The organism is Serratia proteamaculans, assembly GCF_008830365.1.
GTDB classification, from domain to species: Bacteria; Pseudomonadota; Gammaproteobacteria; order Enterobacterales; family Enterobacteriaceae; genus Serratia; species Serratia proteamaculans.
Genome location: NZ_WBKI01000001.1, coordinates 1,719,295 through 1,744,481, shown reverse-complemented (window position 1 = coordinate 1,744,481; position 25,187 = coordinate 1,719,295). Strand labels below are relative to the sequence as shown.

Below are 25,187 nucleotides of genomic sequence, written 5' to 3'. Positions count from 1 at the left end.
TTCGTTACACTATCATTAACCTGATTGAGCAGCAATGACGAGAGTGTTTCCTAACTAGAATATGAAATTTTCTCATATTTTTAATATAGGAGAAATTTATGGGTAAGCCACGATTCATATTGTAGGCTTCTAGAATACCTCAGCCCGTGCTTCACACCCTCCGTAAAACGACCTCTCAGCGCTACCTCTTCTTATTGCAGGTATGAAAAGGTAGCGCCATGGGGCCTTCTCCCAGACGCTGGGGGCCAGACTTTGATAGTTGTCATCAGTATGAAGAACGATATCGAGATGATGGTAGGCACTTGTAATGGATAAATCGCGAACAACGAAGTCCATATCCTGTTCAGACATAAAAAATCCAGAGCCAAAGGGCTGACTCCGGATTGTCTCTCTGGTCGAATTGTTCGAACGCGCTTAAACCATCAGCATTAGGGTTATAACCCCTTCCTTTAAACTTATTCGGCCTTCGCCGTTTCCGCCAGCCGGCGGCGCTTGCGTATTACGCGCAACACCAGCGGCAATACCAGAACGGCCACCGCCAACACCAGCAAGGTTTGCGCGATGCTGCTGCTCCACAGGATGCCAAACTGTCCGTTGCTGATTGACAGCGCGCGGCGCAGGTTCTGCTCCAGCATCTCTCCCAACACGAAGCCCAGGATCAGCGGCGACATCGGGAAGTGCATTTTCCTCAGGATGTAGCCAAACACCCCCAATCCGACCATCAACAGCAGGTCAAAGGTGGTGCTGTGCACCGCATAAACACCGACCGCCGACACTGCGGCAATCGCCGGTACCAGGAACCACAGCGGAATGGTCAGCATGCGGGTGAACAGACCAACCAGCGGCAGGTTCATGATCAACAAAATGACGTTGGCAATCAACAATGCGGCGATCAGGCCCCAGACGATATCCGGTTGTTCGGTGAACATCGCCGGGCCAGGCGTGATGTTATACAGCGTCAGCGCACCCATCATCACCGCCGTGGTACCGGAACCCGGCACGCCCAGCGTCAGCATCGGAATAAACGAGCCGCAGGCTGAGGCATTATTGGCGGCCTCAGGCGCTGCCACGCCGCGAATATCCCCTTTACCGAAGGTGTCGCTGTTACCGCTGATTTTCTTTTCGGTCATGTAGGTGAGCGCACTGGCGATGGTGGCACCGGCGCCCGGCAGAATGCCGACGAAGAAACCAATCACCGAAGAACGCAAGGTTGGGCCAACGCACTGGGCGGCTTCCTTACGGTTGAACAGCAGGCGGCCGGTTTTGCGCACCAGCTTTTGTCCGCCGCTGGTGCTTTCCAGCATCAACAGGATTTCACTGACCGAGAACAGGCCGATCACCACCACGATGAACTGTACGCCGTCGGAGAGATGAACACTGTCGAAGGTGAAGCGGTAAACGCCGGTGTTGGCATCCACCCCGACCGTCGCCAGCCCCAGGCCAATCAGCGCCGCCAGCAGCGACTTCAGTGGGTTCTGACTCATCATGCTGCCCAGGCAGGCGATGGCGAACACCATCAGGGCGAAATACTCTGCCGGGCCGAACGCCAGCGACCAGCGTGCCAGCAGTGGGGCGAACAGGATAATCCCGCCAATGGCGATCATCGAACCGACAAAGGAGCTGACTGCCGAGATCGACAGTGCCACACCGGCACGGCCTTGCTGCGCCATCGGGTAGCCGTCCAGCGCGGTCATGATGGCCGCCGCGTCACCCGGTACGTTAAGCAGTATCGAGGAGATACGACCGCCGTACTCGCAGCCGATATACACCGTCGCCAACAGGATCAGCGCGGACTCGGCAGGTAGTTTGAGTGCGAACGCCAGCGGCAGCAAAATAGCCACGCCGTTGATCGGCCCCAACCCCGGCAGCAGGCCGACAATGGTGCCGACGAAGCAGCCGATCAGGGCGATAATCAGGTTCTGTGGCACCAATGCCACCTCGAACCCTTGAGATAAATACATCCAGGTTTCCATCATCGCCCCCGTTAGCTCAGCCAAACGCCGAGTGGCAGTGTCACATCAAGTAAGCGGTCAAAGGCGTAATACAGCGCCACGCCCATCACCACGCCGGACACTAATGCCGCCTTCAGGCTGGCCTGGAACAGCAGGCCAATGCTGAAGGTCAACAATGTCGTTGCCAGCGGAAAGCCCAGCCACTCGAAACCCCAGGCGTACAGCACCAGGGTAATCACCAGCACCAGCAGGCGTTGCATGACTTTGTTATGTGGCCATTCAACCACCTGAGGTTTGTTCAGCAGCAGCAGGGCTGCGCACAGCGCCATCAGGCTGAGAATCGCCAGCGGGAAAGGACGTGGCCCTAGGGGTTCGTAACTGTATTCGCTCTGAATACCCCAGCCGATAAACAGGCCGCCGATACACAGCAGCAGCCAGAAACCGGCAAAAATGCGATCGCTCATGGTAGGCCCCCGGTTACTTGGCCAGGCCGAATACTTTGGCCTGTTCGCGATACTGATTGACCTGGGTTTTCACGTAGGCATCCAGTTCCTTGCCGGCCAGGTTGAATTCAAACAGGCCGCGCAGATCGCGCTGCTTTTTGAACTCGTCGGTTGCCATCATTTTCTTGAAGGTGTCGAGCCACCATTGGTATTCCTCTTCGCTGACCTTCGGACCCACGTAGAAGCCGCGAATAATCGGCCAAACCAGATTGAATCCTTGCTCTTTGGCGGTTGGTACGTTGGCTAACTGGCCCGGCAAACGCTGATCGGCATACACCGCCAGCACGCGGATTTTGTCGCCTTGCAGGTAGGGCACCATTTCACTCAGATCGCCGGAGACCGCTTGAATATGGTTGCCGAGCAGGGCGGTAACCGGTTCGCCGCCGCCTTCGAATGCCACGTAACGCATTTTGTGAGGATCGACCCCGACTTCACGCGCCAGCAGGGCGGTTTTCATCCAGTCCTGGCTGCCGATAGAGGCACCTGCGCCGAACACCACGCTGTTCGGATCTTTTTGGAAGGCGTCCATCAGATCCTTCAGGGTTTTGTACGGCGAGTCGGCGCGAACCGCGATCATGCCGTAATCGGTACCGACGGCGGCCAGCCATTTCACGTCGTCGACGTTGTAACGGCCGAATTTCCCCTGTGACAGGTTCAGCAACGAGCCGCCGGAGAAGGCGACCACGGTGCCGAATTCCGCCGGACGTTGGGCTACGATGGCGTTATAGGCCACCGCGCCAACGCCACCAGGCATGTAGGTGACGCGCATCGGTTTATCGATGGCTTTGGTTTCCTGCAGCGAGACCTGAATCAGCTTGCAGGTCAGGTCAAACCCACCGCCGGGCTTGGCAGGGGCGATACATTCGGTACGTTTTGGCGCTTCAATGGCAAAGGCCTGATGGGCTGCCAGCAGCAGGGCGGTAGCGGTCAGAGTGCGGGTGATTATTTTTTTCATTGCTTTCCCCAAGGTATTTTTTCAGTCGGTGTCGATCCCCGCCGATACGGGTTGCTGGATTGTTAAATCAATAACCTTTCATTTACCTTTCAACCCGCGGAAAAGTTTACGGGATGTGATACGCATCTCCTGTTAGGGGCAAAACAGCGGTGTTTACGGGGCGGCCGTTGCGCTAACACATTCCCCGTGATAATTACAGCCCGTAAACCCTGCTTAAAACCTGTGTATTATCAGTTTTGCCGAGGTTTTTTTGAGATAAAATGCCTAAAATTAAAATTATGACAGGTGCGGGATTATGTTTTTATTAGGGAAATTATTCGGTGGCAGGGACAGCGAGAAAGTCAAAGCTATCAAAATGTTGCCCTCGGCATATGCCGACCTTTCCGGGGAGGAAGGTGAGTGCCGGCTGAAACGCCTGCGCCCGGACATCGGCGTTTTTGAACTGCATTTCGCCGATCCCAAAGGCGATAAATACGTTTGCCCTATGACGGCCTGTATTACCGGCATTGATATTGTTTTTGCTGCCAATAATCGCTCGGTATTGGTTTCTCCTCCATTCACGCCAGCCAAATTGCAGCCGGTGTTGGATATCGCCCTGGCCGACAGAGAAAAGTAATAGTCTGCCCGCTGAATAGACGGCTGCGCCGACGGGCCAGCGTTTATTCCGTGTCACAATTGTGCCCCAGCTCCCAAAACTGGCTCGGCATAACCCTTCTATCCCCCGGTCTTACGTGCCATCCTTCGGTTATCAATATGTTAATTAACCACTGACCAGAGCCGGGTCCCTCGGCACTGCATCTGGCCTGTAGGTATAGATAAATCAATGGAATGGAAAAATGCGTCTGTTATTGGTTGAAGACCATCCCGAGTTATCTCACTGGTTGCAAAAGGCGCTGACCGGCGTCGGTTTTGCCGTCGACGTCGCACCGGACGGGCTGGCGGCCGACCATCTGTTATTAAACGAAACCTATGCGCTGGTGGTGCTCGACGTGGCGTTGCCGCGCCTGAATGGGCTGGAGCTGCTGGCACGGCTGCGCAAGCGCGGACAGGATTTGCCGGTGTTGTTGCTGACGGCCAGAACTGACGTCGCCGATCGGGTCAAAGGGCTGAATCTGGGTGCAGACGATTACCTGACCAAGCCGTTCGAGCTGGATGAGCTGGAAGCGCGTATCCGGGCGTTGCTGCGCCGCAGCGTTGGCGTCACTCAACAGGCGCTGCAGTACGGGGCGCTGACCTATCATGATGAAGGCTATTTCCAACTGGACGACAAACCCTTGCAGTTGACGCCACGGGAACTGGCGGTGCTGACCGCGTTGATCCATCGGCGTGGCCGACCGGTTGCCAAACAGCAACTGTTTGAACAGGTGTTTACTCTGTCCGATGAGGCCAATCCGGAGAGCATCGAACTGTACGTTCATCGGCTGCGGAAAAAGCTGCAGGGCAGCAATGTGGCGATAATCACCCTGCGCGGTCTGGGCTACAGCCTGGAGCTTAGCAATGAGGTGGTTTAACGCGCCGAGATCGCTGTTTTATCAACTGTTGTTATTCTTTGGTTTACCGCTGCTGGTGTTGGGCTGCATCTCGATTTATACCCACTACTTCAGCGCGATGAATGCTGCCACGCTGGCCTACGATCGCACGCTGCTGGCGTCGGCGCGTACCGTGGCGGAGCGGCTGGTGGTGCGCAATGGTCGCTTGGAAGCGGATGTACCCTATGTGGTGCTCGACAGCTTCGAGCGCAACATGAACGATCAGCTGTATTACGAAGTGATCTCCCCGCTGGGGGAAAGTATTTCTGGCTATAACGATCTGCCGCCGATGCCGCCCCATATTCTGCGTTCCAGCCTGTATCCAGCGCTGGTGCATTTCTATGATGCCGAATATCGCGGCCGACCTATTCGCGTGGCTGCGCTGTACCAGCCGATCAATGAATCTGGCGTGATGGGCATGGCGACCATTCTGGTGGCGGAAACGCTGGAGTCACGCCGCTATCTGGCGCGGCAAATGATGCTTTCCGCGTTGCTCAGCCAGGGGACCGTGGTGGTGTTGACCATGATCCTGGCCTTTGCGCTGCTCAAGCGGGTGCTGAAGCCGATGCGCAAGCTTTCCGGCATCATGCTGCGGCGCGATCCGGGTGAACTGACGCCCTTGCCGATGGTATTGCCTTGGTCGGAAATGCAGCCACTGCTATTGGCATTTAACCGTTATATTGAACGGCTGCGGCTGATGGTGGCGCGTCAGGAACGTTTCAGTGCTGACGCTTCGCACCAACTTCGCACGCCGTTAACCGTGCTGAAGACTCAGGTGGGGGTAGCGCTGGCCAGCGATAAATCGGAGCAGTGGCGGGAAAGCCTGTTAGCGATGAGCGCTACGCTGGATAACACCGTGGCGCTGACCGATCGTCTGCTCTATCTCTCCAGGCTCAAAGCCCATGAACACCAGGCGGATCACAAGTTGCAGCCGGTGAACCTGGCGCAAGTGCTGCGCGATGCCTGTTTTTCACGGCTGCCGCAGGCGCGCAGTAAACGTATCGATCTGGGGTATGAGGGGGAATCCGTCTGTTGGGTTGGTGGGGAGGCGCTGCTGCTGACCGAACTGTGCGCCAACCTGCTGGACAATGCGCTGAAATACACCCCGAATCAGGGTACGGTCACGGCACGACTCACCATGGATCAGTTGGCAGGGGAGTGCGTGCTGGAAATTGAAGACAGTGGCCCGGGCATTGCCGAACAGGACACGGCACAGGCGCTGCAGCCGTTTCATCGGCTGGATAACGTGGGCAATCAGCCCGGTGCCGGCCTGGGGCTGGCGCTGGTCAGCGACATTACCCGTTATCACGGCACCCGCCCGGAGCTGTTGACCTCAGCCACCCTGGGAGGCCTGCTGGTGCGGGTGCGCTTTCAATTGCTGCCTTAGCTTTCACACTCTGCGGTTTGTTTTGCCTTGCGTGCCAGCGGCGTGCGCAGGCGCTGCGACAGGATCACACCCAGCAAGGTGATGCCGCCGCCAATCAGATGGTAGCTGTGCAGATGTTCATGCAGGAACAGCACCGCAATGATGGCGGTAAATACCGGGGCCAGATTCATAAAGATCGACGCGGTATTGGCACCCAGACGCATTACGCCGTGGATCCACAGGTAAGGTGCAATGATCGAGGCCGGGATACCGGCGAACAGCACCAGCGGGATATTCTGGCTGGTCAGCGCGACGTCTTGTGCCATCAGGAAATTAGGCAACAGCAATACTACGCCGAAGACGATCTGTACATACAGTGACTGCCAATTTGGCAGGGCGATCGCCCAGCGCTTGGTCAGCACGCCATACAGCGCATAGGCGGCGGTGGCGGCAAACATCATCAACTCGCCTTTGCCGATGCCATGTTGCAACAATTCGGCCGGGTTACCGGCGCTCACCAGCCAGATTAAGCCAGCCAGCGACAACAGGCTGCCGATCGCAATGCCCACCGTCGGTGCTACCCGCAATAACACAATACTGATCAGAATGGTCAGTAACGGGATCAGGGAAACAATGATCCCCATAAACAGTGCGCTGACGCTGTGTGCCGCGTAATAGGCCAGGCTCTGATACAGCACCATGCCCAACATGCCGAGAACCAGCAACTTCCACCAGTTGGCGCGTATCGCCCCCCAGTGACGGATCACCCCAGGCAGGACGAAAGGCGTCAGAGCGATCAACGCCAGCAGCCAGCGGTAGAAGGAGATGGCGGCCGGATCGATGGCGGTGGCGGAGAGCTTGCTGACCACGGCATTGATTGACCAAATCAACACCGCCAGCAGAGGAAATAGCATATTCATGATAATTATTCTCATTAACAACGGACATGCTGGCTAGTTTACTCGTGTCCGGTTTATTATATATAGCGATATCCAGACAATATTTTCCCTAAACAAGACAAGTCACGGGGCGAAACCATGCCAGAAATTCGTCATTATCCCGAAGCGCTGATCCCGGCGCCACGGCCGGTGCAATTCCGCTGCGAGGAGTTCAACGCCCGTACAGAATTTCAGCCACACCAGCACAGTTGGGGGCAGTTGATGTGGGTCAAGGCCGGTGTGATGGTGCTGCGCATCGGCGGCCAGCGTTTTCTGGCACCGCCGGAGTTTGTGCTGTGGGCACCGGCTGGCATTGAACACTCCTGTTATAACCAGCGATTGGCGCAGTGCCGCATGGTCGATATTGCGTTGCCATTGTGCGCCGGGCTTCCGGTTGACCCCTGTTTGATCAGCGTAACGCCGATTTTCCGCGCCATTGCCGAAGATTTTTACGCACGCAAACAATACATCCCTCAGAGCAAACAGGATTTGCGCCTGTGCCGGGCGCTGATCGACCAACTGCATCTGTCGCCGATTCAGCAAACCTACTTGCCGTCGTCCGAAGACAAATTCCTGGCACCGGTGCTGGAGGCGCTGGAGCACTGCCCTTCGGACAACACGTCGCTCGCCGCCTGGGCTGCCCGGGTCTATACCACCGAACGTACGCTGTCGCGCCGTTGCCAGCAGGATCTGGGGATGTCATTCAGCGAATGGCGCCAGCGGTTGCGTTTCCTGCATGCCGTATCCTTACTGGAACAGGGAAAAACCGTGCAGGAAGTGGCGCTCGAGGTAGGGTACAGCTCGGCCTCGGCGTTTATTGTCATGTTTCAGCAAATCGCCGGTACCACCCCCGAGCGCTTTCGCCGGGCATGATTCGGTGGCACACTATTTCCCAGCGAAATAGCCGCAAACCATCGGAGCAATAAGTGAAAATCCTGGTTGATGAAAATATGCCATACGCGACTGAATTGTTCAGTCGTTTGGGGAATGTGCAGGCGGTGCCTGGCCGTCCGATCCCGAGTGATGCGCTGGCCGATGCCGATGCGTTGATGGTGCGTTCAGTGACTAAAGTCAATGAAGCGCTGCTGGCCGGTACTCGTATTGGTTTTGTCGGCACCGCCACCGCCGGGACCGACCACGTAGACGACGCTTGGCTGCAACAGCAGGGCATCGGTTTTTCTGCGGCACCGGGCTGTAATGCCATTGCGGTGGTGGAATATGTGTTCTCCGCGCTGATGCTGTTGGCCGAACGTGACGGTTTTCAACTGCGGGATAAAACCGTCGGCATTATCGGCGTGGGTAACGTAGGCTCGCGTCTGGATGCCCGCCTGAAAGCCCTGGGGGTGCGCACCTTGTTATGCGATCCACCGCGTGCCGAACGTGGTGATGCCGGTGAGTTCTGGCCGCTGGAAAAACTGGTGGCGGAAGCTGACGTGTTGACCTTCCATACGCCGCTGAATAAATCCGGCCCTTATAACTCGCTGCACCTGGTGGGCGCTGAACTGCTGGCGGCACTGCCGGACAACCGTATTCTGATCAACGCCTGCCGCGGTGCGGTGGTGGATAATGCTGCGCTGCTGCAGGCGCTGGAAAAAGGCAAAAAGCTGAGTACGGTGCTGGACGTCTGGGAGCCGGAACCGGAGCTTTCGCTGCCGTTGCTGGCGCGGGTGGATATTGGTACCGCGCATATTGCCGGTTATACGCTGGAAGGCAAGGCGCGCGGCACCACTCAGGTGTTTGAAGCCTTCAGCCGCCACCTGGGGCAGCCGCAACAGATCGAGTTGGCCTCGTTGTTACCGGTACCCGAATTCAGCCAGATCCAGCTCAATGGGCCGCTGGATGAAGGCAAATTAAAACGATTGATGCACTTGGTGTATGATGTGCGCCGCGATGATGCGCCGCTGCGCAAAGTGGCCGGGCAACCGGGCGAATTTGATCGTCTGCGCAAGCATTATCAGGAACGCCGTGAGTGGTCTTCATTGCGCGTCCAGTGCGATGACAGTGCCAGTGCGGAGCTGCTGCACAAGCTGGGTTTCCTGACGGCATAAGGCTTTCTTAAGCCACAGCGACTAATTTTGTTATCAGGGCGGTGCAGTAGCCGCCCATCTGCATTTGAATAAATACTCTGGAGAAACCCAATGTCTGACGGCTGGAATATCGCTCTGCTTGGCGCCACTGGCGCGGTAGGTGAAGCGTTGCTGGAATTATTACAGGAACGCCAGTTCCCGGTGGGCGAACTCTATCCCTTGGCCAGTGAACGTGGTGCCGGTGCTACGGTGCGCTTCAATGGCAAATCGGTACTGGTACAAAAAGCGGAAGAATTTGACTGGTCACAGGCGCAGTTGGCGTTCTTCGTCGCCGGTACCGAGGCCTCGGCCCGCTACGCGGAAGAAGCCGGCAACATGGGTTGCCTGGTGATCGACACCAGCGGCCTGTTTGCGCTGGAGCCGGACGTGCCGCTGGTGGTCCCTGGGGTGAACCCGCAGGTGTTGGCAGATTACCGTAACCGCAATATCGTTGCCGTGGCCGACAGCATGGTCAGCCAACTGCTGACCGCGATCAAACCTCTGACCGAGCAGGCCGGGCTTTCCCGTTTGCACGTCACTACCCTGATGTCGGTATCGGCACGCGGCAAAGTGGCGGTCGACGATCTGGCCGGCCAAAGTGCACGCCTGCTGAACGGCATTCCGGCTGAAGCGGGCGTTTTTGCCAAGCAGTTGGCGTTCAACCTGTTGCCGTTGCTGGCTGATGAACAGGGCAGCGTGCGCGAGGAACGTTTGATTGTCGATCAGGTGCGTAAAGTGCTGCAGGACGAAGGGTTGCCGATTTCCGTGAGCTGTGTGCAGTCGCCGGTATTCTACGGCCATGCGCAGGTGGTTCATCTGGAAGCGCTGCGCCCAATGTCTGCGGAAGAAGCGCGCGGCGAACTGGAGCAGGTGGACGATATCCAACTGAGCGAAGAAGACGACTACCCGACCCAGGTGACGGAAGCCTCCGGCAGCGATGTGTTAAGCGTCGGCTGCCTGCGCAATGACTACGGCATTCCGGAGATCCTGCAGTTCTGGTCGGTCGCTGATAACGTGCGCTTTGGCGGCGCATTAATGGCGATCGAAACTGCCGAGCGTCTGGTGCAGGAGCAGATGTACTGATGTCTGAAGTTGTCTTGCCCACCCAGCCGACCTTAAAAATCGCGCTGGGGATTGAATATGACGGCAGCCATTATTACGGCTGGCAGCGGCAGCAGGAAGTGGCTAGCGTGCAGGCCTGTCTGGAACAGGCGTTGAGCAAGGTGGCCAATGCGCCGATCAACGTGTTGTGCGCCGGACGTACCGACGCCGGGGTGCATGCTACCGGCCAGGTGGTACATTTTGAAACCACCGCGCAGCGCAAGGACGCCGCCTGGACGATGGGGGTCAACACCCATTTGCCGCCGGATATTGCCGTACGCTGGGTGACCGGCGTGGCTGAAGATTTTCATGCGCGTTTCAGTGCTACTGCACGTCGCTATCGCTACATTATTTATAACCACCGCTACCGTCCGGCGGTATTGCAGCAGGGGATGACCCATTTTTATCACCCGCTGGATGCCGAACGGATGGAAAGGGCGGCTCAGGCGCTGCTGGGCGAGAACGATTTTACTTCGTTCCGCGCCGTACAATGTCAGTCGCGCACGCCCTGGCGTAATGTAAAACACGTTAAGGTTACGCGCTACGGCGAGTATCTTGTGGTAGATATCAAGGCGAATGCCTTTGTACATCATATGGTTCGCAACATTGTCGGTAGCCTGATGGAAATTGGCTGCGGCAATCAGGATGAGAACTGGATGGCCGAATTGTTGGCACTGAAGGATCGAAATCTGGCTGCGGCGACGGCGCGGGCCGACGGGTTATACCTGGTTAGCGTCGATTACCCTGAGCACTTTGCCATACCCCGGCCGGCAATGGGGCCGCTGTTTTTACCCGACGACTAAATACTGGCGCGCCCGACGCGTTACTCCCTTGTGTACCTGCCGGGTGGGTGAGACACCCGGTAAACGAGAGAACCTATGGACATTATCAAGTTTGTGATTGATTTTATTCTGCATATTGACGTGCATCTGGCCGAACTGGTGGCGCAATACGGTATGTGGGTGTACGCGATTCTGTTCCTGATCCTGTTTTGTGAAACCGGGCTGGTGGTGACGCCTTTTCTGCCGGGCGATTCTCTGCTGTTTGTTGCCGGTGCGCTGGCGGCATTGCCGACCAACGATCTGAATGTGCACACCATGGTTGCGTTGATGATAGGTGCGGCGATACTCGGGGATGCGGTTAACTACACCATAGGTCGGCTGTTTGGGGAAAAGCTGTTCAGTAACCCGAATTCGAAAATTTTCCGCCGCAGCTACCTGGATAAAACCCACCAGTTTTATGAAAAACACGGTGGAAAAACGATTATCTTGGCGCGATTTGTGCCGATCGTGCGTACTTTTGCGCCGTTTGTTGCCGGTATGGGGCATATGTCCTATCGCCATTTTGCTGCCTACAACGTGATTGGTGCTCTGGTTTGGGTGCTGCTCTTCACTTATGCTGGCTACCTCTTTGGCGATCTGCCGATCGTGCAGGAAAACCTGAAACTGTTGATCGTGGGTATCATCATTGTTTCAATTCTGCCGGGTGTCATTGAAATTTGGCGCCATAAGCGCGCGGCTGCCCGCCAGCAAAAACAGTAAAAACATCGCTTAACCTGTCGGTTCGACCAGTTTTTTATCCACAGAGTCGGGCCGATATGGTTTAATGAGCGACATTTATGGTCTGTTCCTGTTAACAACCTTGAAACCTGTGCCTTGCTCGCGCGCATGCCGCGTTTTGCCCAGGCGTTTTTTCATTGGTGTGTTTTCGGGGGGATTGTTAAAGCATGAACAGCGGACTGGCGTCTGCCAGGTTCAAACAGAAAGGTCATCGATGAGCTGGATTGAACGAATTCTTAACAAGAGCAATATCACCCAAACCCGTAAGGCGAGTATTCCTGAAGGGGTCTGGACCAAATGCGATAGCTGCGGTCAGGTTCTCTACCGCGCCGAGCTGGAGCGTAATCTGGAAGTGTGCCCGAAATGCGACCACCACATGCGCATGACTGCGCGTATGCGTCTGCATACCCTGCTGGATGAAGGCAGTGAAGTGGAACTGGGCAGTGAACTGGAGCCGAAAGACGTTCTGAAGTTCAAGGATTCCAAAAAGTATAAAGATCGCCTGGTTGCCGCACAGAAAGCGACCGGTGAAAAAGACGCGCTGGTCGTGATGAAGGGTACGCTGTACGGCATGCCGATTGTCGCCGCTTCGTTTGAATTTGCCTTTATCGGTGGTTCCATGTCGTCCGTGGTCGGTGCGCGCTTTGTGCGTGCGGTTGAGCAGGCGCTGGAAGACAACTGCCCGCTGGTGTGTTTCTCAGCCAGTGGCGGTGCCCGTATGCAGGAAGCGCTGATGTCGCTGATGCAGATGGCGAAGACCAGCGCAGCGCTGGCGAAACTGCAGGAACGCGGTCTGCCGTACATTTCGGTATTGACCGATCCGACCATGGGTGGCGTTTCTGCCAGTCTGGCGATGCTGGGTGATATCAATATCGCCGAGCCGAAAGCGCTGATCGGTTTTGCCGGTCCACGCGTTATCGAACAGACTGTACGTGAAAAGCTGCCGCCGGGCTTCCAGCGCAGTGAATTCCTGATTGAAAAAGGCGCGATCGACATGATTGTACGCCGTCCGGAAATGCGCCAGACCCTGGCGAGTATCCTTTCCAAGCTGACCAACCAGCCGCAGCCGCATTTCGATGAAGTCGCGCCGGTGTCTGAGCAGGAAAATCAGGCCGACGCCTGAGGCAAATAAGTGACCCACACCGCTACCAGTCGGTGTGGGTTCAGCCGCCATTTTGTGGCTAAATGACGGCTGAAAACGGAGAGCATCGCCTTTACCGCGGTGAGGGTGGTGCCCGATGGATTAATGAACCCAAGTTCAGTGACGGGACTCATGCAAAACCACCAAATTCCCCAAGCCACGTCGCCATTGAGCTCGTGGCTTTTTTATCTGGAACGTCTGCACAGCCAGGCGATCGAACTCGGCCTGGAACGCGTACAGCGCGTTGCGGCGCATCTTGATTTACTCACCCCTGCACCGACGGTATTCACCGTTGCCGGTACCAACGGCAAAGGCACCACCTGTCGCACCCTGGAAACCATCCTGTTGGCGGCCGGTTTGCGCGTTGGTGTCTACAGCTCGCCGCACCTGGTGCGTTATACCGAACGAGTACGCATTCAGGGCGATGAACTGAGCGAGGCCGAGCATTGCCGTTCGTTCGCCGCTATTGAGGCGGGGCGGGGTGAAACTTCTTTGACCTACTTCGAATTCGGCACCCTGTCGGCGCTGCAACTATTTAAACAGGCTAAGCTTGACGTGGTGATCCTGGAAGTCGGACTCGGTGGACGCCTGGACGCGACCAATATCGTCGATCCTAGCGTGGCGGTGGTGACCAGCATCGCGCTGGATCATACCGACTGGCTGGGCAACGATCGCGAAAGCATTGGCCGCGAAAAGGCCGGTATCTTCCGTAGCGGCAAGCCGGCGGTGGTAGGTGAACCTGATATGCCAGCCAGCATTGGGCAGGTAGCGGAAACCCTGGGTGCCCAACTGTACCGCCGTGGCGATGCCTGGACCTTTAGTGAACAGGGTGAACGCTGGCAGTGGCAAGGCGGCGGTACCTTGCTGACCGACCTGCCGATGCCAAATGTCCCCTTGGCCAACGCTGCGACCGCGCTGGCGGCGCTGCATTTTTCTGCGTTGGAAATTGATGAGCGGGCGATCTTCACCGGGCTGCAGCAGGCGACATTGCCTGGGCGCTTCCAGATTGTACGGCGTGAGCCGACGCTGATCCTCGACGTGGCACATAACCCTCACGCGGCAGGCTATCTGGCCGGGCGTCTGGCGACCTTGCCGCGCAAGGGTGGCAAGGTGCGTGCGGTGGTAGGGATGTTGTCGGATAAAGACATCGCCGGCACCCTGGCCTGTTTGAGTGAGCTGGTCGATGAGTGGTATTGCGCGCCGCTGGACGGGCCGCGCGGGGCCAGCGTTGAACTGTTGGCGCAATATTTGACGGAACCGCGGCAGTTTGCCGATGTCGAAACTGCCTGGCGTCAGGCTATGCAGGACGCAGATATTCAGGATATTGTGATCGTCTGTGGATCGTTCCACACCGTTGCACAGGTTATGGCGGCGTTAGACGAGATGCGGGGAGTGTGAGTGGCAAGTAAATTTCAAAACCGATTGGTCGGTACCGTGATTTTGGTCGCGCTGGGGGTGATTATCCTGCCAGGGCTGCTGGACGGTAAAAAGAAGCATTATGAGGACGAATTCGCCGCTATTCCATTGGTGCCAAAGGCCGGTGATGTGGAAGAAAACGACGTGCTGCCACCGGTAAGCCAACCGCTACCGGCACAGCCGCCGGAAGGGGCGGGCGCGTTGGTTGAGCAGCAGGCGGCCAATGAGGCAGCAGCGCAGCAGGCAGTTCGCCAGCCGACGCAGCAGCCGACGTTGGTTACGCCGCCGCCGGTCGAAACCCGTCCACAGCCGACGCCACAGCCAAAACCGAAACCGGTAGAGGTTAAGCCAAAACCGGTGCAGCAGCCGAAGCCGGTAGAAGTGAAGCCGGTAGAAGTGAAGCCGGTGGTGAAACCTGAAACCCGGCCGGAGCCGAAACCTGAGCCAACGCCTGAACCTGCACCTGTGCAGAAGCCAGCGGAAGAGAAAGCGCCGGCGGGGCAGGCTTATGTGGTGCAGCTCGGCGCGCTGAAGAATGCCGCCAAGGTCAATGAGGTGGTGGCATCGCTCAGGCTGTCCGGCTATCGCGCCTTTACCGTGCCGTCAACGCCGGTACAGGGGCAGATCACCCGGATTTATGTCGGTCCGGACGCCTCGAAACAGAAGCTGCAGTCTTCGCTGTCCACGCTGAACTCGATCAGCGGTTTGAGCGGTCAGGTGAAGCCGTACGGCGTACGTTAAGATGAGAGGGCACAGCATGCTGTGCCCCTTAAACGATGGATGTCGATATAATCATTAAAAATAATGTGCCTTTCGTAGCTGAAATGGCCTATGTAGGCGCGGCGATTGGGAATTTTTTTATCGCCGTTTTTTATTTGTAACGTGGTAGGAAAACCCCTACGCAAACGTTTACGTTTTCTGTTAGAATTCGCCGCGAAATGGATGCAGGGGCGATTCATCATTGGAATAGTTCATGGTCTGGATTGATTACGTCATTATAGCGGTGATTGGATTTTCGGCTCTGGTGAGCCTGATCCGAGGATTTGTTCGCGAAGCATTGTCACTTGTGACATGGGGATGTGCGTTTTTTGTTGCCAGCCATTTTTACTCTTACCTTGCAGTCTACTTCACTCGTTTTGAAGATGAACTGGTGCGAAACGGCATCGCGATTGCCATCTTGTTTATCGCGACCCTGATCGTAGGCGCTATTGTTAACTATGTGATTAGCTCACTGGTAGAGAAAACCGGGTTATCAGGCACCGACCGGGTGCTGGGCGTCTGTTTCGGCGCACTGCGCGGTGTGTTGATCGTTTCGGCGATACTGTTTTTCCTGGATACCTTTACCGGCTTTTCACAAAGTACCGACTGGAAACAGTCGCAGCTGATCCCCCAGTTCAGTTACATCATCAGGTGGTTCTTTGACTACCTGCAGAGCACGTCGAGTTTCTTGCCGACCCATTTACCGGGGCGGTAGCGCTGATGAGGAAAAGACAACATGTGCGGTATTGTCGGTATCGCCGGTTTTATGCCGGTAAACCAGTCGATTTATGATGCGTTGATGGTGCTTCAGCACCGTGGCCAGGATGCCGCAGGCATCGTCACCATAGATGCCCATAATGGGTTCCGTCTGCGTAAAGCCAACGGTCTGGTGAAGGATGTGTTTGAGGCACGCCATATGCAGCGCTTGCAGGGCAACATGGGTATTGGCCATGTGCGCTACCCGACGGCTGGCAGCTCCAGTGCCTCAGAGGCTCAACCCTTCTATGTCAACTCGCCGTTCGGCCTTACGCTGGCCCACAACGGTAACCTGACCAACGCCCATGAGCTGCGCCAAAAGCTGTTTGAAAGCGGCCGCCGCCATATCAACACCACCTCCGATTCCGAGATCCTGCTGAACGTACTGGCCAGTGAGCTGGACCGTTTCCAACATTATCCGCTGGAGTCAGACAACATTTTCACCGCCGTTGCCGCCATGCATCAGCAGCTGCGTGGCGCTTACGCCTGCGTAGCGATGATCATTGGCCACGGTTTGCTGGCGTTCCGTGACCCTAACGGTATTCGCCCGCTGGTGATCGGCAAACGCACGCTGGAAGATGGCCGTAACGAGTATATGGTGGCTTCCGAGAGCGTGGCACTGGACACGCTGGGCTTCGAATTCCTGCGCGACGTGGCGCCGGGCGAAGCGGTGTACATCACCGAGAAAGGCCAACTGTTCACTCGCCAGTGTGCAGAGAACCCGAAAACCAACCCGTGCCTGTTCGAATACGTCTACTTCGCTCGTCCAGACTCCTTTATGGACAAGATTTCGGTCTACAGCGCCCGTGTGCGTATGGGGCAGAAGTTGGGTGAGAAGATTGCCCGTGAATGGGAAGATTTGGACATTGACGTGGTGATCCCCATCCCGGAAACCTCCTGCGATATCGCGTTGGAAATTGCGCGTATCCTGGATAAGCCGTATCGCCAGGGCTTTGTGAAGAACCGCTATGTCGGCCGTACCTTTATCATGCCGGGCCAGCAGGCGCGCCGTAAGTCGGTACGTCGTAAGCTGAACGCCAACCGTGCCGAGTTCCGCGATAAGAATGTGCTGCTGGTGGATGATTCCATCGTGCGCGGTACCACTTCCGAGCAGATCGTAGAGATGGCGCGTGACGCCGGGGCGAAACGTGTTTATCTGGCTTCTGCTGCGCCGGAGATCCGTTTCCCTAACGTGTACGGCATCGACATGCCGAGCGCCAATGAACTTATTGCCCACGGGCGTGAAGTGGATGAAATCCGCCAGATCATCGGTGCCGACGGCTTGATCTTCCAGGACCTGGACGATCTGATTGAAGCGGTGCGCGAAGAGAACCCGGATATCAGCCAGTTCGAATGCTCGGTATTTAACGGTATCTACGTCACCAAAGACGTCGACCAGAGCTACCTCGAGTATCTGGAATCGCTGCGCAATGACGACGCCAAAGAAATGCGTGGTCAGACCGAAGCGGAAAATCTGGAAATGCACAACGAAGGCTAAGCCTTGGCCTTGACCAAAACAGTGCACCGTGGCGCTCGCTGCGGTGCATTATCCCTCCCTGACTTGCTTATGCAGCCCCATTGCGGCAAAGTCTGCCTGATCCTATTTTTTCCTTGGCAGAGGCCAGCTTTATGAAACGACTCATCATCGGTATTTCCGGCGCCAGCGGCGCAATCTACGGCGTGCGCCTGTTACAGGTATTGCGCGACGTCGCAGAGGTGGAAACCCATTTGGTGATGAGTAACGCGGCACGGCAAACTCTGGCGCTGGAAACCGATCTCAGCCTGCGTGAAGTGCAGGCGCTGGCCGATGTGGTGCATGACTCACGCGACATTGGTGCCAGTATTTCTTCCGGTTCGTTCAAAACGGCCGGTATGGTGATTTTACCTTGCTCGATTAAAACCTTATCGGGTATCGCCAATAGCTACAGTGACGGTCTGCTGACGCGGGCTGCCGATGTGGTTCTGAAAGAGCGTCGCCGGTTAGTGTTGTGCGTACGTGAAACCCCGTTGCATATCGGCCATCTGCGCCTGATGACCCAGGCGGCGGAAATGGGTGCGGTGATCATGCCGCCCGTGCCGGCGTTTTATCATCGCCCTGAAAGCGTAGAAGATATCATCGATCAAACCGTCAACCGGGTGGTCGATCAGTTTGACATTGAATTACCGCAAGATTTATTTGCCCGCTGGCAAGGCGCGAATTAACAAATTTTTCCCCAATTTGGTACATTTGTGCAACACCGCACTGAATTAGGGCGGCGCATGCACCATAATGATCCCACTTCATCACGCTCACTGTTTCAAGGCTCTGGTATTTCTCCATTGCCCGTGGCGCGGCCAACACTGGCCGATTTAATTTTGCGGTTATCGTCCCAGGAAACAGTTTTGTGAAGGCCGGAGCCGTTCCCTCCGCCTACAGCAACAAATGTGGCACGATTACTGCAAATTGATTTGGTGGAAAAGTAATGCCCGCAGTGGCATCAAAAAATCAATTTGAGGGTAATTTATGAAAAAGCTGGTTAAGGTTCTCCCTTTAGTCTTGGCTTTAGCAGCAGCAAGCAGCGCATTTGCCGCGGTACCATCGACGCTGAAGATAGGTACCGACCCGACCTATGCACCATTTGAATCCAAAAATGCCAAAGGTGAACTGGTCGGTTTTGATATCGATCTGGCCAAAGAGCTGTGTAAACGCATAAATACCCAATGTACCTTTGTGGAAAGCGATTTTGACGCGCTGATCCCGTCCCTGAAGGCGAAGAAAATTGACGCCATTATCTCTTCTCTGTCGATCACCGAAAAACGCCAGCAGGAAATAGCCTTTACCGACAAGCTGTACGCCGCTAACGCCCGCTTGATTGCACCGAAAGGCTCCAAGCTGCTGCCAACCGTGGACGCGCTGAAAGGCAAGAGCGTCGGCGTGTTGCAGGGCACCACCCAGGAAGCCTATGCCAACGCTATGTGGCAGCCTAAAGGCATCACCGTTGTGCCTTATCAGAACCAGGATCTGGTGTATGCCGACCTGGCATCCGGCCGTATCGATGCCGCCTTCCAGGACGAAGTGGCGGGCAGCGATGGCTTCCTGAAACAGCCTCCAGGCAAGGATTATGCTTTTGCCGGTGAGTCGGTGAAGGATGACAAATTCTTCGGCGTGGGTACTGGCATGGGCCTGCGCAAGACCGATACCGAGCTGAAAGCGACGCTGGATAAAGCCTTTGCTGAAATGCGCAAAGACGGCACTTACGACAAGTTCGCGAAGAAATACTTCGATTTTGACGTCTACGGCGGTTAATGCCGCACACCGTTCCATGTTGTGACTTCGGGGCTGGCCCGCCGGCCCCGATGGTTCGGGATCCAATGACGACAGGGTGAAGTAAATGCTGCAAGGCTATTCCCAATTGATATTTGAGGGCGCTCTGGTGACGCTGGAGCTGGCCCTCAGTTCTGTACTGCTGGCACTGGTGATCGGCTTGATCGGTGCCGGTGGCAAGCTTTCCCAAAATCGCCTGCTTTCAACGCTGTTTGGCGCCTATACCACGCTGATCCGCGGCGTGCCTGACCTGGTGCTGATGCTGTTGATTTTCTACGGCCTGCAAATTGCGCTCAACAACCTCACCGAACTGCTTGGCTTCTCGCAAATCGATATTGATCCGCTCAGCGCGGGGATCATTACCCTCGGGTTTATCTACGGTGCCTATTTCACTGAAACCTTCCGCGGTGCCTATATGGCCGTGCCGAAGGGGCAGATCGAGGCGGCAACCGCCTACGGCTTCACCGGTTCGCAGATTTTCCGCCGCATTCTGTTTCCCGCGATGATGCGTTTTGCCCTGCCGGGCATTGGCAACAACTGGCAGGTGATCCTGAAGGCGACGGCGCTGGTATCTATTCTGGGCCTGAATGACGTGGTGAAAGCCACTCAATTGGCCGGTAAAGGTACCTATCAGCCGTTCTTCTTTGCGATCGTCGCCGGGGTGGTTTATCTGATTTTCACTACTCTCTCCAATGGCGTGTTGCTGTGGCTTGAACGGCGTTATTCCCTGGGCGTCCGGAGGGCTGAGCTATGATCGAAATTTTGCAACAGTACTGGCAATCGCTGCTGTGGAGTGACGGCTACCGTTTCACCGGTGTCGCCGTCACCTTATGGCTGCTGATTTCCTCGGTGGTGATGGGCGGTTTACTGGCGATCCCAATGGCGGTGGCGCGCGTTTCTTCCATCACCTGGGTGCGTTTCCCTGTCTGGCTCTATACCTATATTTTCCGCGGCACGCCGCTGTATGTGCAACTGCTGGTATTTTACTCCGGTATGTACAGCCTGGAAATCGTACGTGGGACGGACTTCCTCAACGCCTTCTTCCGCAGCGGGCTTAACTGCACCATTTTGGCGCTGACGCTTAACACCTGTGCCTATACCACCGAGATCTTCGCCGGGGCGATCCGCTCGGTGTCGCACGGTGAAATCGAGGCGGCCAATGCCTATGGCTTCTCACGCTTCAAAATGTACCGCTGCATCATTTTGCCTTCTGCGCTGCGCACCGCACTGCCGGCCTACAGCAACGAAGTGATCCTGATGCTGCATTCCACCGCGCTGGCGTTTACCGCCACCGTGCCGGACTTGTTGAAGATAGCGCGAGATATCAACGCGGCGACCTACCAGCCGTTCTATGCCTTTGGCATTGCGGCAGTGCTGTATCTGATCATCTCTTACGGGTTAATCAGCCTGTTCCGCAAGGCGGAAAAGCGCTGGATGGCACACGTTAATCACTGATAATGACGGGAACCTACTATGTCTGAGAATAAATTAGCCGTCACCGAACTGCATAAACGCTATGGCGAACACGAAGTGCTGAAAGGCGTCTCGCTGGCGGCCAACGCAGGGGATGTGATTAGCATCATCGGATCTTCCGGTTCCGGTAAAAGTACCTTTTTACGCTGCATTAACTTCCTGGAGAAGCCAAGTGAAGGCTCCATCAGCCTGAACAACGAAGATATCCGCATGGTGCGTGACAAGGACGGCCAGTTGAAGGTCTTCGACAAGAAACAGCTGCAACTGTTGCGTACCCGCCTGACCATGGTGTTCCAGCACTTTAACCTGTGGAGCCACATGACGGTGCTGGAGAACGTGATGGAGGCGCCAGTACAGGTGCTGGGGCTGAGCAAGACCGAAGCGCGTGAGCGCGCGATACGTTATCTGGATAAGGTGGGTATCGACGAGCGGGCTCGCGGCAAATACCCGGTGCATCTGTCTGGCGGCCAGCAACAGCGTGTGTCTATCGCGCGCGCCCTGGCGATGGAGCCGGAGGTTTTACTGTTCGATGAGCCAACGTCGGCGCTGGATCCGGAGTTGGTGGGGGAAGTTCTGCGTATCATGCAGAAGCTGGCGGAAGAGGGCAAAACCATGGTGGTGGTAACCCACGAAATGGAGTTTGCGCGTCATGTTTCCAGCCATGTGATCTTCCTGCACAAAGGGCTGATCGAAGAGCAGGGGCCACCGGCTGAGCTGTTTGGCAATCCGAAAAGTCCTCGCCTGCAGCAGTTCCTGTCCGGTGCGTTAAAATAGTGACCTGTCGGGGCCGGATTTTTCTGGCCCCGAGCGGATCTTCAGCGGGTTTCGGCCCGCTGATTAATCACATCATCCAATGCCTGTTCCAGCTCCAAAAAGCGGAAGCTAAAACCGGCTTCCTCCAGCCTTCTGGGTACCGCGCGCTGCCCACCCAACACTAATACTGCCGCTTCCCCCATCAATAAACGCATGGCGAATGCCGGTACGCGTAGAAATGCCGGCCGATCGAGCACGTTGGCGAGCTGGGCGGTAAACTGTTCGTTGTGAACCGGGTAGGGGGCAACCATATTGAACGGCCCTTGCAGGGTTTGGTGTTCCAGCAAATAGACAATGCCATCGACCATGTCTTCCAGATGGATCCATGGCAGATATTGGCGGCCGTCGCCTATCGGCCCACCCAGCCCAAAGCGGAACGGCGGCAGCATTTTCGCCAAGGCACCGCCTTTGGGCGCCAGCACCACGCCGGTACGTAGCAAACAGACGCGGGTGGCATCGCTTTGCGCTTGCAAAGCCAGGGACTCCCAGCGTTGGCACAGCTGATGGGTGAATTCGTCGTGTGGGGCTTCGTCTTCGGTGACCACCGCCTGGCCCTGATCGCCATAGTAGCCAATCGCAGAACCGGAAATCAGCACGTTGGGCGGCGCGCTGCCAGCGTTAATCAGCTTGGCCAACTGCTCGGTCAGATCCCAACGGCTGTGGCACAGTCGCTCTTTCTGCGCTTTGCTCCAGCGTTTGTCGGCGATCGGCTCTCCGGCTAGATTGATCACCGCGTCAAAACCGTCCAGCGAGGGCTGCTCCTGCAGCGTTGACCAGTAGCTGACCTGCTCGCCGAACTGCTCACGTGCGCGCTGCACGTTGCGGCTCAGCACCGTAATTTGGTGAGAAAGGTCCAGCAGCCGCTGCGTCAGGCTGCTCCCTATCAATCCTGTGGCACCGGTGATCAGGATCCGCATGGTCGATTCTCCCTGAAACTGTGGTTTTCAGGCCCGGCGATAGCTCATGGTCATCGAAACCGAGTCGGCGTAGCGCAGGGCCAGTAGTTTATCTATCTCCACTTCAGCATAGGTTACCCAGGCGTGTTGTTTCACGATATCGAGCACATCCTGAGTTAATTTTTCCAGCAGGGCGAAGCGGTTATCTTCCACATGACGGATGATGGCTTTGGTGATGGTGCGGTAATTGAGCGCGTCGTCGATATTTTCACTGTCGCGCGCCTTATCCGCCGGGTAGTGGATCACCACGTTAATCAGGATGTCCTGACGGTTGTTGATTTCTTCTTCCTTGATACCGATGAATGTACGCAACCGCAGATTTTTTATACGAATAATGGCGTCGGGTTGACTGAATGACATCAGAGAGTCTCCACAGGTCTGATTATTGGTGCTCAGAATACACGGAAAGCAGGGAAAAGATAACGAGTCGGGGGAAACTCCCCGGAGGCCGGGGAGCTGGAAATTTAACCCTGCTCAGCCAGCTTGTAGGCACGCTCGGTAGCCGGGCGGTTGCTGATGCGTTCGAACCAGTTGCGTACCGCCGGATAATCCGCCAGATCGATGCGCTGACGCGGGTGTGAAACCACCCAGGGATAGGTCGCGATATCGGCTATGCTGTAGTTGTCACCGCCCAGATAGGGGTGCTTTTGCAGCTCGGCTTCCAGCACGGCATACAGGCGCTTGGTTTCCAGGTGGTAGCGTTCGATGGCGTAAGGCACCGGCTGTGGCGCGTAGTGGTTGAAGTGGTGATTTTGCCCGAGCATGGGCCCAAAGCCCGCCACTTGCCAAAACAACCACTGCAGCGTGGCAGCGCGCTCACGCAGCCCTTTACTCAGCAGCTTGCCGGTTTTCTCCGCCAGGTACAGCAGAATTTCGCCGGACTCGAACAGGTTGATCGGCGCACCGCCATCAACCGGTTGCTGGTCGACAATCGCCGGGATTTTGTTGTTGGGTGAAATGCTCAGAAAATCCGACTTGAACTGGTCGCCGGCGCTGATATTTACGCGGTGGATACGGTAGGGTAAGCCAACCTCCTCCAGAAACAGGGTAATCTTGTGACCATTGGGAGTAGGCGCGTAATACAGGTCAATCATGTTGCCTCCTGCGGTAAGGTGATCTGTAAGTCATTACACGTTGTTGCGGTCTTCGCCGCGCACAAAGGTATATCAGAGATCTTTCTCTAGGGTTACCAACAATAGCAGCTAAGAATAGCAGGCTATGTGAGATTCGTCTGATGCTATCTCCACAAGATGCATCACAATTCTTTGTAGGCGCATCTGCGGTTTGCCGCACGGTGCCAGCGCGCTAAAATAGGGCTTATTTCCTTATCAGGGACAAGGTTATGAAGCTGTTATTTGCCTCGGACATACATGGTTCGCTCCCCGCCACCGAAAGCGTGCTGGAGCGTTTTGAACAAAGCGGTGCCGACTGGCTGATCCTGCTGGGCGATTTGCTGAATCATGGGCCGCGCAATGCACTGCCGGTGGGTTATCAGCCGGCGCAGGTTGCCGAACAATTGAATCGCTATAGCGACAAGATCATCGCCGTTCGCGGCAACTGTGACAGTGAAGTCGATCAGATGCTACTGTCTTTCCCTATCACCGCGTCTTGGCAGCAGGTGCTATTACAAAAAAGACGATTGTTTTTAACCCACGGTCACCTTTATCATCCCTCGGCACTGCCGCCGTTATCTGCCGGTGATGTGCTGGTCTACGGACACAGCCATTTGCCGCAGGCGGAACGGCAGGGAGAAATTTACTGCTTTAATCCAGGGTCGGTCAGCATTCCGAAAGGGGGCTTTCCTGCCAGCTATGGCATACTGGAGGACGGCGTTTTAAGTGTGGTCACTTTGCTCGGCGGTAAGGCTGTTGCAGAGGTGGCATTAACGCACTAATTTATACACACACAATAAAAATCTTTGAAAAACACTCATTGATTAACCAGTGCGCGGGATGCATCGCGCCAAAATAGAAGGTTTTAGAGGATGGCGGAACAGGATCAGGCTGCAGATACCGAGTGGGTTGATATCGTCAACGAGCAAAACGAAGTGATTGCTCAATCCAGTCGCCAACAGATGCGTGCCCAACGGCTGCGTCATCGTGCTACCTATATTGTGGTGCATGATGGAATGGGAAAAATTCTGGTGCAGCGTCGCACCGACATTAAAGATTTCTATCCGGGCTGGCTGGACGCCACTGCGGGTGGTGTGGTGCAGAGCGGGGAGAATGTACTGGATTCCGCCCGTCGCGAAGCGGAAGAGGAGCTGGGCATTGCCGGCGTGCCTTTCGCCGAACACGGCCTGTTCTACTTTGAAGAAGATCAGTGCCGGGTGTGGGGCGCATTATTCAGTTGCGTATCTCACGGCCCGTTTGCGCTGCAGGAAGAAGAAGTGGCTGAGGTGAGCTGGCTGACGCCGGAAGAGATCACCGCACGCTGCGACGAATTCACGCCAGATTCGCTAAAAGCGCTGTCGCTCTGGCTGACACGCAACAACGAGCAGGCTTACGGTAAACCGCTACGCGATAGCGATGAAAATGCCTGATGGGGTTTCAGAAATAAAAAAGCCGGTCAATTGACCGGCTTTTTTTATCGGATAACCC

General features: G+C 56.1%; 27 protein-coding genes. 20 read left to right on the top strand and 7 right to left on the bottom strand.

Annotated features, from left to right (window positions below):
- Positions 1-455 precede the first annotated feature (455 nt).
- Genes F8R23_RS08200 through F8R23_RS08190 form a run of 3 tightly spaced genes read right to left on the bottom strand, consistent with a single transcriptional unit; the run spans position 456 to position 3,410 of the window.
- Positions 456-1,973 carry a tripartite tricarboxylate transporter permease gene (locus tag F8R23_RS08200; protein ID WP_129939162.1) on the bottom strand — a complete coding sequence of 506 codons (1,518 nt, stop codon included), beginning with the start codon at positions 1,971-1,973 and terminating at the stop codon, positions 456-458.
- Between the two features lie 11 nt (positions 1,974-1,984).
- Positions 1,985-2,416 carry a tripartite tricarboxylate transporter TctB family protein gene (locus tag F8R23_RS08195; protein WP_012146057.1) on the bottom strand — a complete coding sequence of 144 codons (432 nt, stop codon included), beginning with the start codon at positions 2,414-2,416 and terminating at the stop codon, positions 1,985-1,987.
- A 13-nt stretch (positions 2,417-2,429) separates the two neighbouring features.
- Positions 2,430-3,410, bottom strand: coding sequence for a Bug family tripartite tricarboxylate transporter substrate binding protein (locus F8R23_RS08190; protein WP_129936567.1), 981 nt, complete (start codon positions 3,408-3,410; stop codon positions 2,430-2,432).
- Between the two features lie 295 nt (positions 3,411-3,705).
- Between F8R23_RS08190 and F8R23_RS08185 the strand changes: the two genes are divergently transcribed.
- The 3 genes from F8R23_RS08185 (at position 3,706) to F8R23_RS08175 (ending at position 6,326) form a co-directional block, all read left to right on the top strand.
- Positions 3,706-4,026 carry a hypothetical protein gene (locus F8R23_RS08185; RefSeq protein ID WP_129936566.1) on the top strand — a complete coding sequence of 107 codons (321 nt, stop codon included), beginning with the start codon at positions 3,706-3,708 and terminating at the stop codon, positions 4,024-4,026.
- A 220-nt stretch (positions 4,027-4,246) separates the two neighbouring features.
- A complete protein-coding gene (tctD, locus tag F8R23_RS08180; protein ID WP_099061631.1) occupies positions 4,247-4,921 on the top strand; it encodes a transcriptional regulator TctD in 675 nt (224 codons plus the stop codon).
- Positions 4,908-6,326: a sensor histidine kinase gene (locus F8R23_RS08175; protein WP_151415468.1), complete on the top strand. Its 1,419-nt coding sequence runs from the start codon at positions 4,908-4,910 to the stop codon at positions 6,324-6,326. The genes tctD and F8R23_RS08175 overlap by 14 nt, the downstream gene beginning before the upstream one ends.
- Here the strand turns inward: F8R23_RS08175 and F8R23_RS08170 are convergent.
- Complete coding sequence (locus F8R23_RS08170; protein WP_112348830.1) at positions 6,323-7,225, bottom strand: DMT family transporter; 903 nt, start codon at positions 7,223-7,225, stop codon at positions 6,323-6,325. The two genes, F8R23_RS08175 and F8R23_RS08170, sit on opposite strands and share 4 nt — an antisense overlap.
- A 117-nt stretch (positions 7,226-7,342) precedes the next feature.
- Here F8R23_RS08170 and F8R23_RS08165 point away from each other — a divergent pair, with 117 nt between their 5' ends.
- The 15 genes from F8R23_RS08165 (at position 7,343) to hisP (ending at position 21,592) form a co-directional block, all read left to right on the top strand.
- Positions 7,343-8,116 carry an AraC family transcriptional regulator gene (locus F8R23_RS08165; RefSeq protein ID WP_099061628.1) on the top strand — a complete coding sequence of 258 codons (774 nt, stop codon included), beginning with the start codon at positions 7,343-7,345 and terminating at the stop codon, positions 8,114-8,116.
- 53 nt (positions 8,117-8,169) lie between these two features.
- Positions 8,170-9,291: a 4-phosphoerythronate dehydrogenase PdxB gene (pdxB, locus tag F8R23_RS08160; protein WP_099061627.1), complete on the top strand. Its 1,122-nt coding sequence runs from the start codon at positions 8,170-8,172 to the stop codon at positions 9,289-9,291.
- Between the two features lie 90 nt (positions 9,292-9,381).
- The gene (locus tag F8R23_RS08155; protein WP_112348831.1) at positions 9,382-10,392 is read left to right on the top strand and encodes an aspartate-semialdehyde dehydrogenase; all 1,011 of its coding nucleotides are present in this window, start codon (positions 9,382-9,384) and stop codon (positions 10,390-10,392) included.
- Positions 10,392-11,213, top strand: coding sequence for a tRNA pseudouridine(38-40) synthase TruA (truA, locus tag F8R23_RS08150; protein WP_129936563.1), 822 nt, complete (start codon positions 10,392-10,394; stop codon positions 11,211-11,213). The genes F8R23_RS08155 and truA overlap by 1 nt, the downstream gene beginning before the upstream one ends.
- Positions 11,214-11,288: 75 nt before the next feature.
- Positions 11,289-11,951 carry a DedA family protein gene (locus tag F8R23_RS08145; protein ID WP_085117828.1) on the top strand — a complete coding sequence of 221 codons (663 nt, stop codon included), beginning with the start codon at positions 11,289-11,291 and terminating at the stop codon, positions 11,949-11,951.
- Between the two features lie 232 nt (positions 11,952-12,183).
- Complete coding sequence (gene accD / locus F8R23_RS08140) at positions 12,184-13,092, top strand: acetyl-CoA carboxylase, carboxyltransferase subunit beta (protein WP_112348833.1); 909 nt, start codon at positions 12,184-12,186, stop codon at positions 13,090-13,092.
- Between the two features lie 150 nt (positions 13,093-13,242).
- A complete protein-coding gene (gene folC, locus F8R23_RS08135) occupies positions 13,243-14,508 on the top strand; it encodes a bifunctional tetrahydrofolate synthase/dihydrofolate synthase (RefSeq protein WP_112348834.1) in 1,266 nt (421 codons plus the stop codon).
- Positions 14,509-15,267 carry a cell division protein DedD gene (gene dedD / locus F8R23_RS08130; RefSeq protein WP_151415467.1) on the top strand — a complete coding sequence of 253 codons (759 nt, stop codon included), beginning with the start codon at positions 14,509-14,511 and terminating at the stop codon, positions 15,265-15,267.
- A 232-nt stretch (positions 15,268-15,499) separates the two neighbouring features.
- Positions 15,500-16,000 (top strand): colicin V production protein, encoded by a 501-nt coding sequence (gene cvpA / locus F8R23_RS08125; RefSeq protein ID WP_012146043.1) that lies wholly within the window; start codon positions 15,500-15,502, stop codon positions 15,998-16,000.
- 21 nt (positions 16,001-16,021) lie between these two features.
- Positions 16,022-17,539 carry an amidophosphoribosyltransferase gene (purF, locus tag F8R23_RS08120; RefSeq protein ID WP_085117819.1) on the top strand — a complete coding sequence of 506 codons (1,518 nt, stop codon included), beginning with the start codon at positions 16,022-16,024 and terminating at the stop codon, positions 17,537-17,539.
- Positions 17,540-17,670: 131 nt separating this feature from the next.
- Positions 17,671-18,243 carry a UbiX family flavin prenyltransferase gene (locus F8R23_RS08115; protein ID WP_129936561.1) on the top strand — a complete coding sequence of 191 codons (573 nt, stop codon included), beginning with the start codon at positions 17,671-17,673 and terminating at the stop codon, positions 18,241-18,243.
- Positions 18,244-18,544: 301 nt separating this feature from the next.
- On the top strand, positions 18,545-19,327 hold the full coding sequence (gene hisJ / locus F8R23_RS08110) for a histidine ABC transporter substrate-binding protein HisJ (RefSeq protein ID WP_112348837.1): 783 nt from the start codon (positions 18,545-18,547) through the stop codon (positions 19,325-19,327).
- An 85-nt stretch (positions 19,328-19,412) separates the two neighbouring features.
- Positions 19,413-20,099, top strand: a complete 687-nt coding sequence (locus tag F8R23_RS08105) for a histidine ABC transporter permease HisQ (RefSeq protein ID WP_099061619.1) — start codon at positions 19,413-19,415, stop codon at positions 20,097-20,099.
- A complete protein-coding gene (locus F8R23_RS08100) occupies positions 20,096-20,800 on the top strand; it encodes an ABC transporter permease (protein WP_012146038.1) in 705 nt (234 codons plus the stop codon). Before F8R23_RS08105 ends, F8R23_RS08100 begins: the two co-directional genes overlap by 4 nt.
- Positions 20,801-20,818: 18 nt before the next feature.
- Complete coding sequence (gene hisP / locus F8R23_RS08095) at positions 20,819-21,592, top strand: histidine ABC transporter ATP-binding protein HisP (RefSeq protein ID WP_020827863.1); 774 nt, start codon at positions 20,819-20,821, stop codon at positions 21,590-21,592.
- Between the two features lie 41 nt (positions 21,593-21,633).
- Here the strand turns inward: hisP and F8R23_RS08090 are convergent, their stop codons facing one another.
- The 3 genes from F8R23_RS08090 to yfcG form a co-directional block, all read right to left on the bottom strand.
- Complete coding sequence (locus F8R23_RS08090; protein ID WP_129939160.1) at positions 21,634-22,548, bottom strand: TIGR01777 family oxidoreductase; 915 nt, start codon at positions 22,546-22,548, stop codon at positions 21,634-21,636.
- Between the two features lie 27 nt (positions 22,549-22,575).
- On the bottom strand, positions 22,576-22,947 hold the full coding sequence (folX, locus tag F8R23_RS08085) for a dihydroneopterin triphosphate 2'-epimerase (RefSeq protein ID WP_012146035.1): 372 nt from the start codon (positions 22,945-22,947) through the stop codon (positions 22,576-22,578).
- A gap of 104 nt (positions 22,948-23,051) precedes the next feature.
- Complete coding sequence (gene yfcG / locus F8R23_RS08080; RefSeq protein ID WP_129939159.1) at positions 23,052-23,681, bottom strand: GSH-dependent disulfide bond oxidoreductase; 630 nt, start codon at positions 23,679-23,681, stop codon at positions 23,052-23,054.
- A 248-nt stretch (positions 23,682-23,929) separates the two neighbouring features.
- Here yfcG and yfcE point away from each other — a divergent pair, with 248 nt between their 5' ends.
- Both yfcE and yfcD read left to right on the top strand, forming a co-directional pair.
- Positions 23,930-24,481 carry a phosphodiesterase gene (gene yfcE, locus F8R23_RS08075; protein WP_112348840.1) on the top strand — a complete coding sequence of 184 codons (552 nt, stop codon included), beginning with the start codon at positions 23,930-23,932 and terminating at the stop codon, positions 24,479-24,481.
- A 90-nt stretch (positions 24,482-24,571) separates the two neighbouring features.
- A complete protein-coding gene (gene yfcD / locus F8R23_RS08070; protein WP_099061616.1) occupies positions 24,572-25,129 on the top strand; it encodes an NUDIX hydrolase YfcD in 558 nt (185 codons plus the stop codon).
- The last annotated feature ends 58 nt before the right edge of the window (positions 25,130-25,187 follow it).

Coding starts and splice junctions, on each gene's coding strand:
- F8R23_RS08185 (WP_129936566.1), top strand. CDS start 3,706: ATGTTTTTATTAGGGAAATTATTCGGTGGCAGGGACAGCGAGAAAGTC.
- tctD (WP_099061631.1), top strand. CDS start 4,247: ATGCGTCTGTTATTGGTTGAAGACCATCCCGAGTTATCTCACTGGTTG.
- F8R23_RS08190 (WP_129936567.1), bottom strand. CDS start 3,410: ATGAAAAAAATAATCACCCGCACTCTGACCGCTACCGCCCTGCTGCTG.
- truA (WP_129936563.1), top strand. CDS start 10,392: ATGTCTGAAGTTGTCTTGCCCACCCAGCCGACCTTAAAAATCGCGCTG.
- yfcG (WP_129939159.1), bottom strand. CDS start 23,681: ATGATTGACCTGTATTACGCGCCTACTCCCAATGGTCACAAGATTACC.
- cvpA (WP_012146043.1), top strand. CDS start 15,500: ATGGTCTGGATTGATTACGTCATTATAGCGGTGATTGGATTTTCGGCT.
- yfcE (WP_112348840.1), top strand. CDS start 23,930: ATGAAGCTGTTATTTGCCTCGGACATACATGGTTCGCTCCCCGCCACC.
- F8R23_RS08165 (WP_099061628.1), top strand. CDS start 7,343: ATGCCAGAAATTCGTCATTATCCCGAAGCGCTGATCCCGGCGCCACGG.
- accD (WP_112348833.1), top strand. CDS start 12,184: ATGAGCTGGATTGAACGAATTCTTAACAAGAGCAATATCACCCAAACC.
- F8R23_RS08090 (WP_129939160.1), bottom strand. CDS start 22,548: ATGCGGATCCTGATCACCGGTGCCACAGGATTGATAGGGAGCAGCCTG.
- F8R23_RS08145 (WP_085117828.1), top strand. CDS start 11,289: ATGGACATTATCAAGTTTGTGATTGATTTTATTCTGCATATTGACGTG.
- F8R23_RS08200 (WP_129939162.1), bottom strand. CDS start 1,973: ATGGAAACCTGGATGTATTTATCTCAAGGGTTCGAGGTGGCATTGGTG.
- purF (WP_085117819.1), top strand. CDS start 16,022: ATGTGCGGTATTGTCGGTATCGCCGGTTTTATGCCGGTAAACCAGTCG.
- F8R23_RS08195 (WP_012146057.1), bottom strand. CDS start 2,416: ATGAGCGATCGCATTTTTGCCGGTTTCTGGCTGCTGCTGTGTATCGGC.
- yfcD (WP_099061616.1), top strand. CDS start 24,572: ATGGCGGAACAGGATCAGGCTGCAGATACCGAGTGGGTTGATATCGTC.
- F8R23_RS08100 (WP_012146038.1), top strand. CDS start 20,096: ATGATCGAAATTTTGCAACAGTACTGGCAATCGCTGCTGTGGAGTGAC.
- hisP (WP_020827863.1), top strand. CDS start 20,819: ATGTCTGAGAATAAATTAGCCGTCACCGAACTGCATAAACGCTATGGC.
- F8R23_RS08155 (WP_112348831.1), top strand. CDS start 9,382: ATGTCTGACGGCTGGAATATCGCTCTGCTTGGCGCCACTGGCGCGGTA.
- F8R23_RS08175 (WP_151415468.1), top strand. CDS start 4,908: ATGAGGTGGTTTAACGCGCCGAGATCGCTGTTTTATCAACTGTTGTTA.
- folC (WP_112348834.1), top strand. CDS start 13,243: ATGCAAAACCACCAAATTCCCCAAGCCACGTCGCCATTGAGCTCGTGG.
- F8R23_RS08115 (WP_129936561.1), top strand. CDS start 17,671: ATGAAACGACTCATCATCGGTATTTCCGGCGCCAGCGGCGCAATCTAC.
- F8R23_RS08170 (WP_112348830.1), bottom strand. CDS start 7,225: ATGAATATGCTATTTCCTCTGCTGGCGGTGTTGATTTGGTCAATCAAT.
- folX (WP_012146035.1), bottom strand. CDS start 22,947: ATGTCATTCAGTCAACCCGACGCCATTATTCGTATAAAAAATCTGCGG.
- F8R23_RS08105 (WP_099061619.1), top strand. CDS start 19,413: ATGCTGCAAGGCTATTCCCAATTGATATTTGAGGGCGCTCTGGTGACG.
- hisJ (WP_112348837.1), top strand. CDS start 18,545: ATGAAAAAGCTGGTTAAGGTTCTCCCTTTAGTCTTGGCTTTAGCAGCA.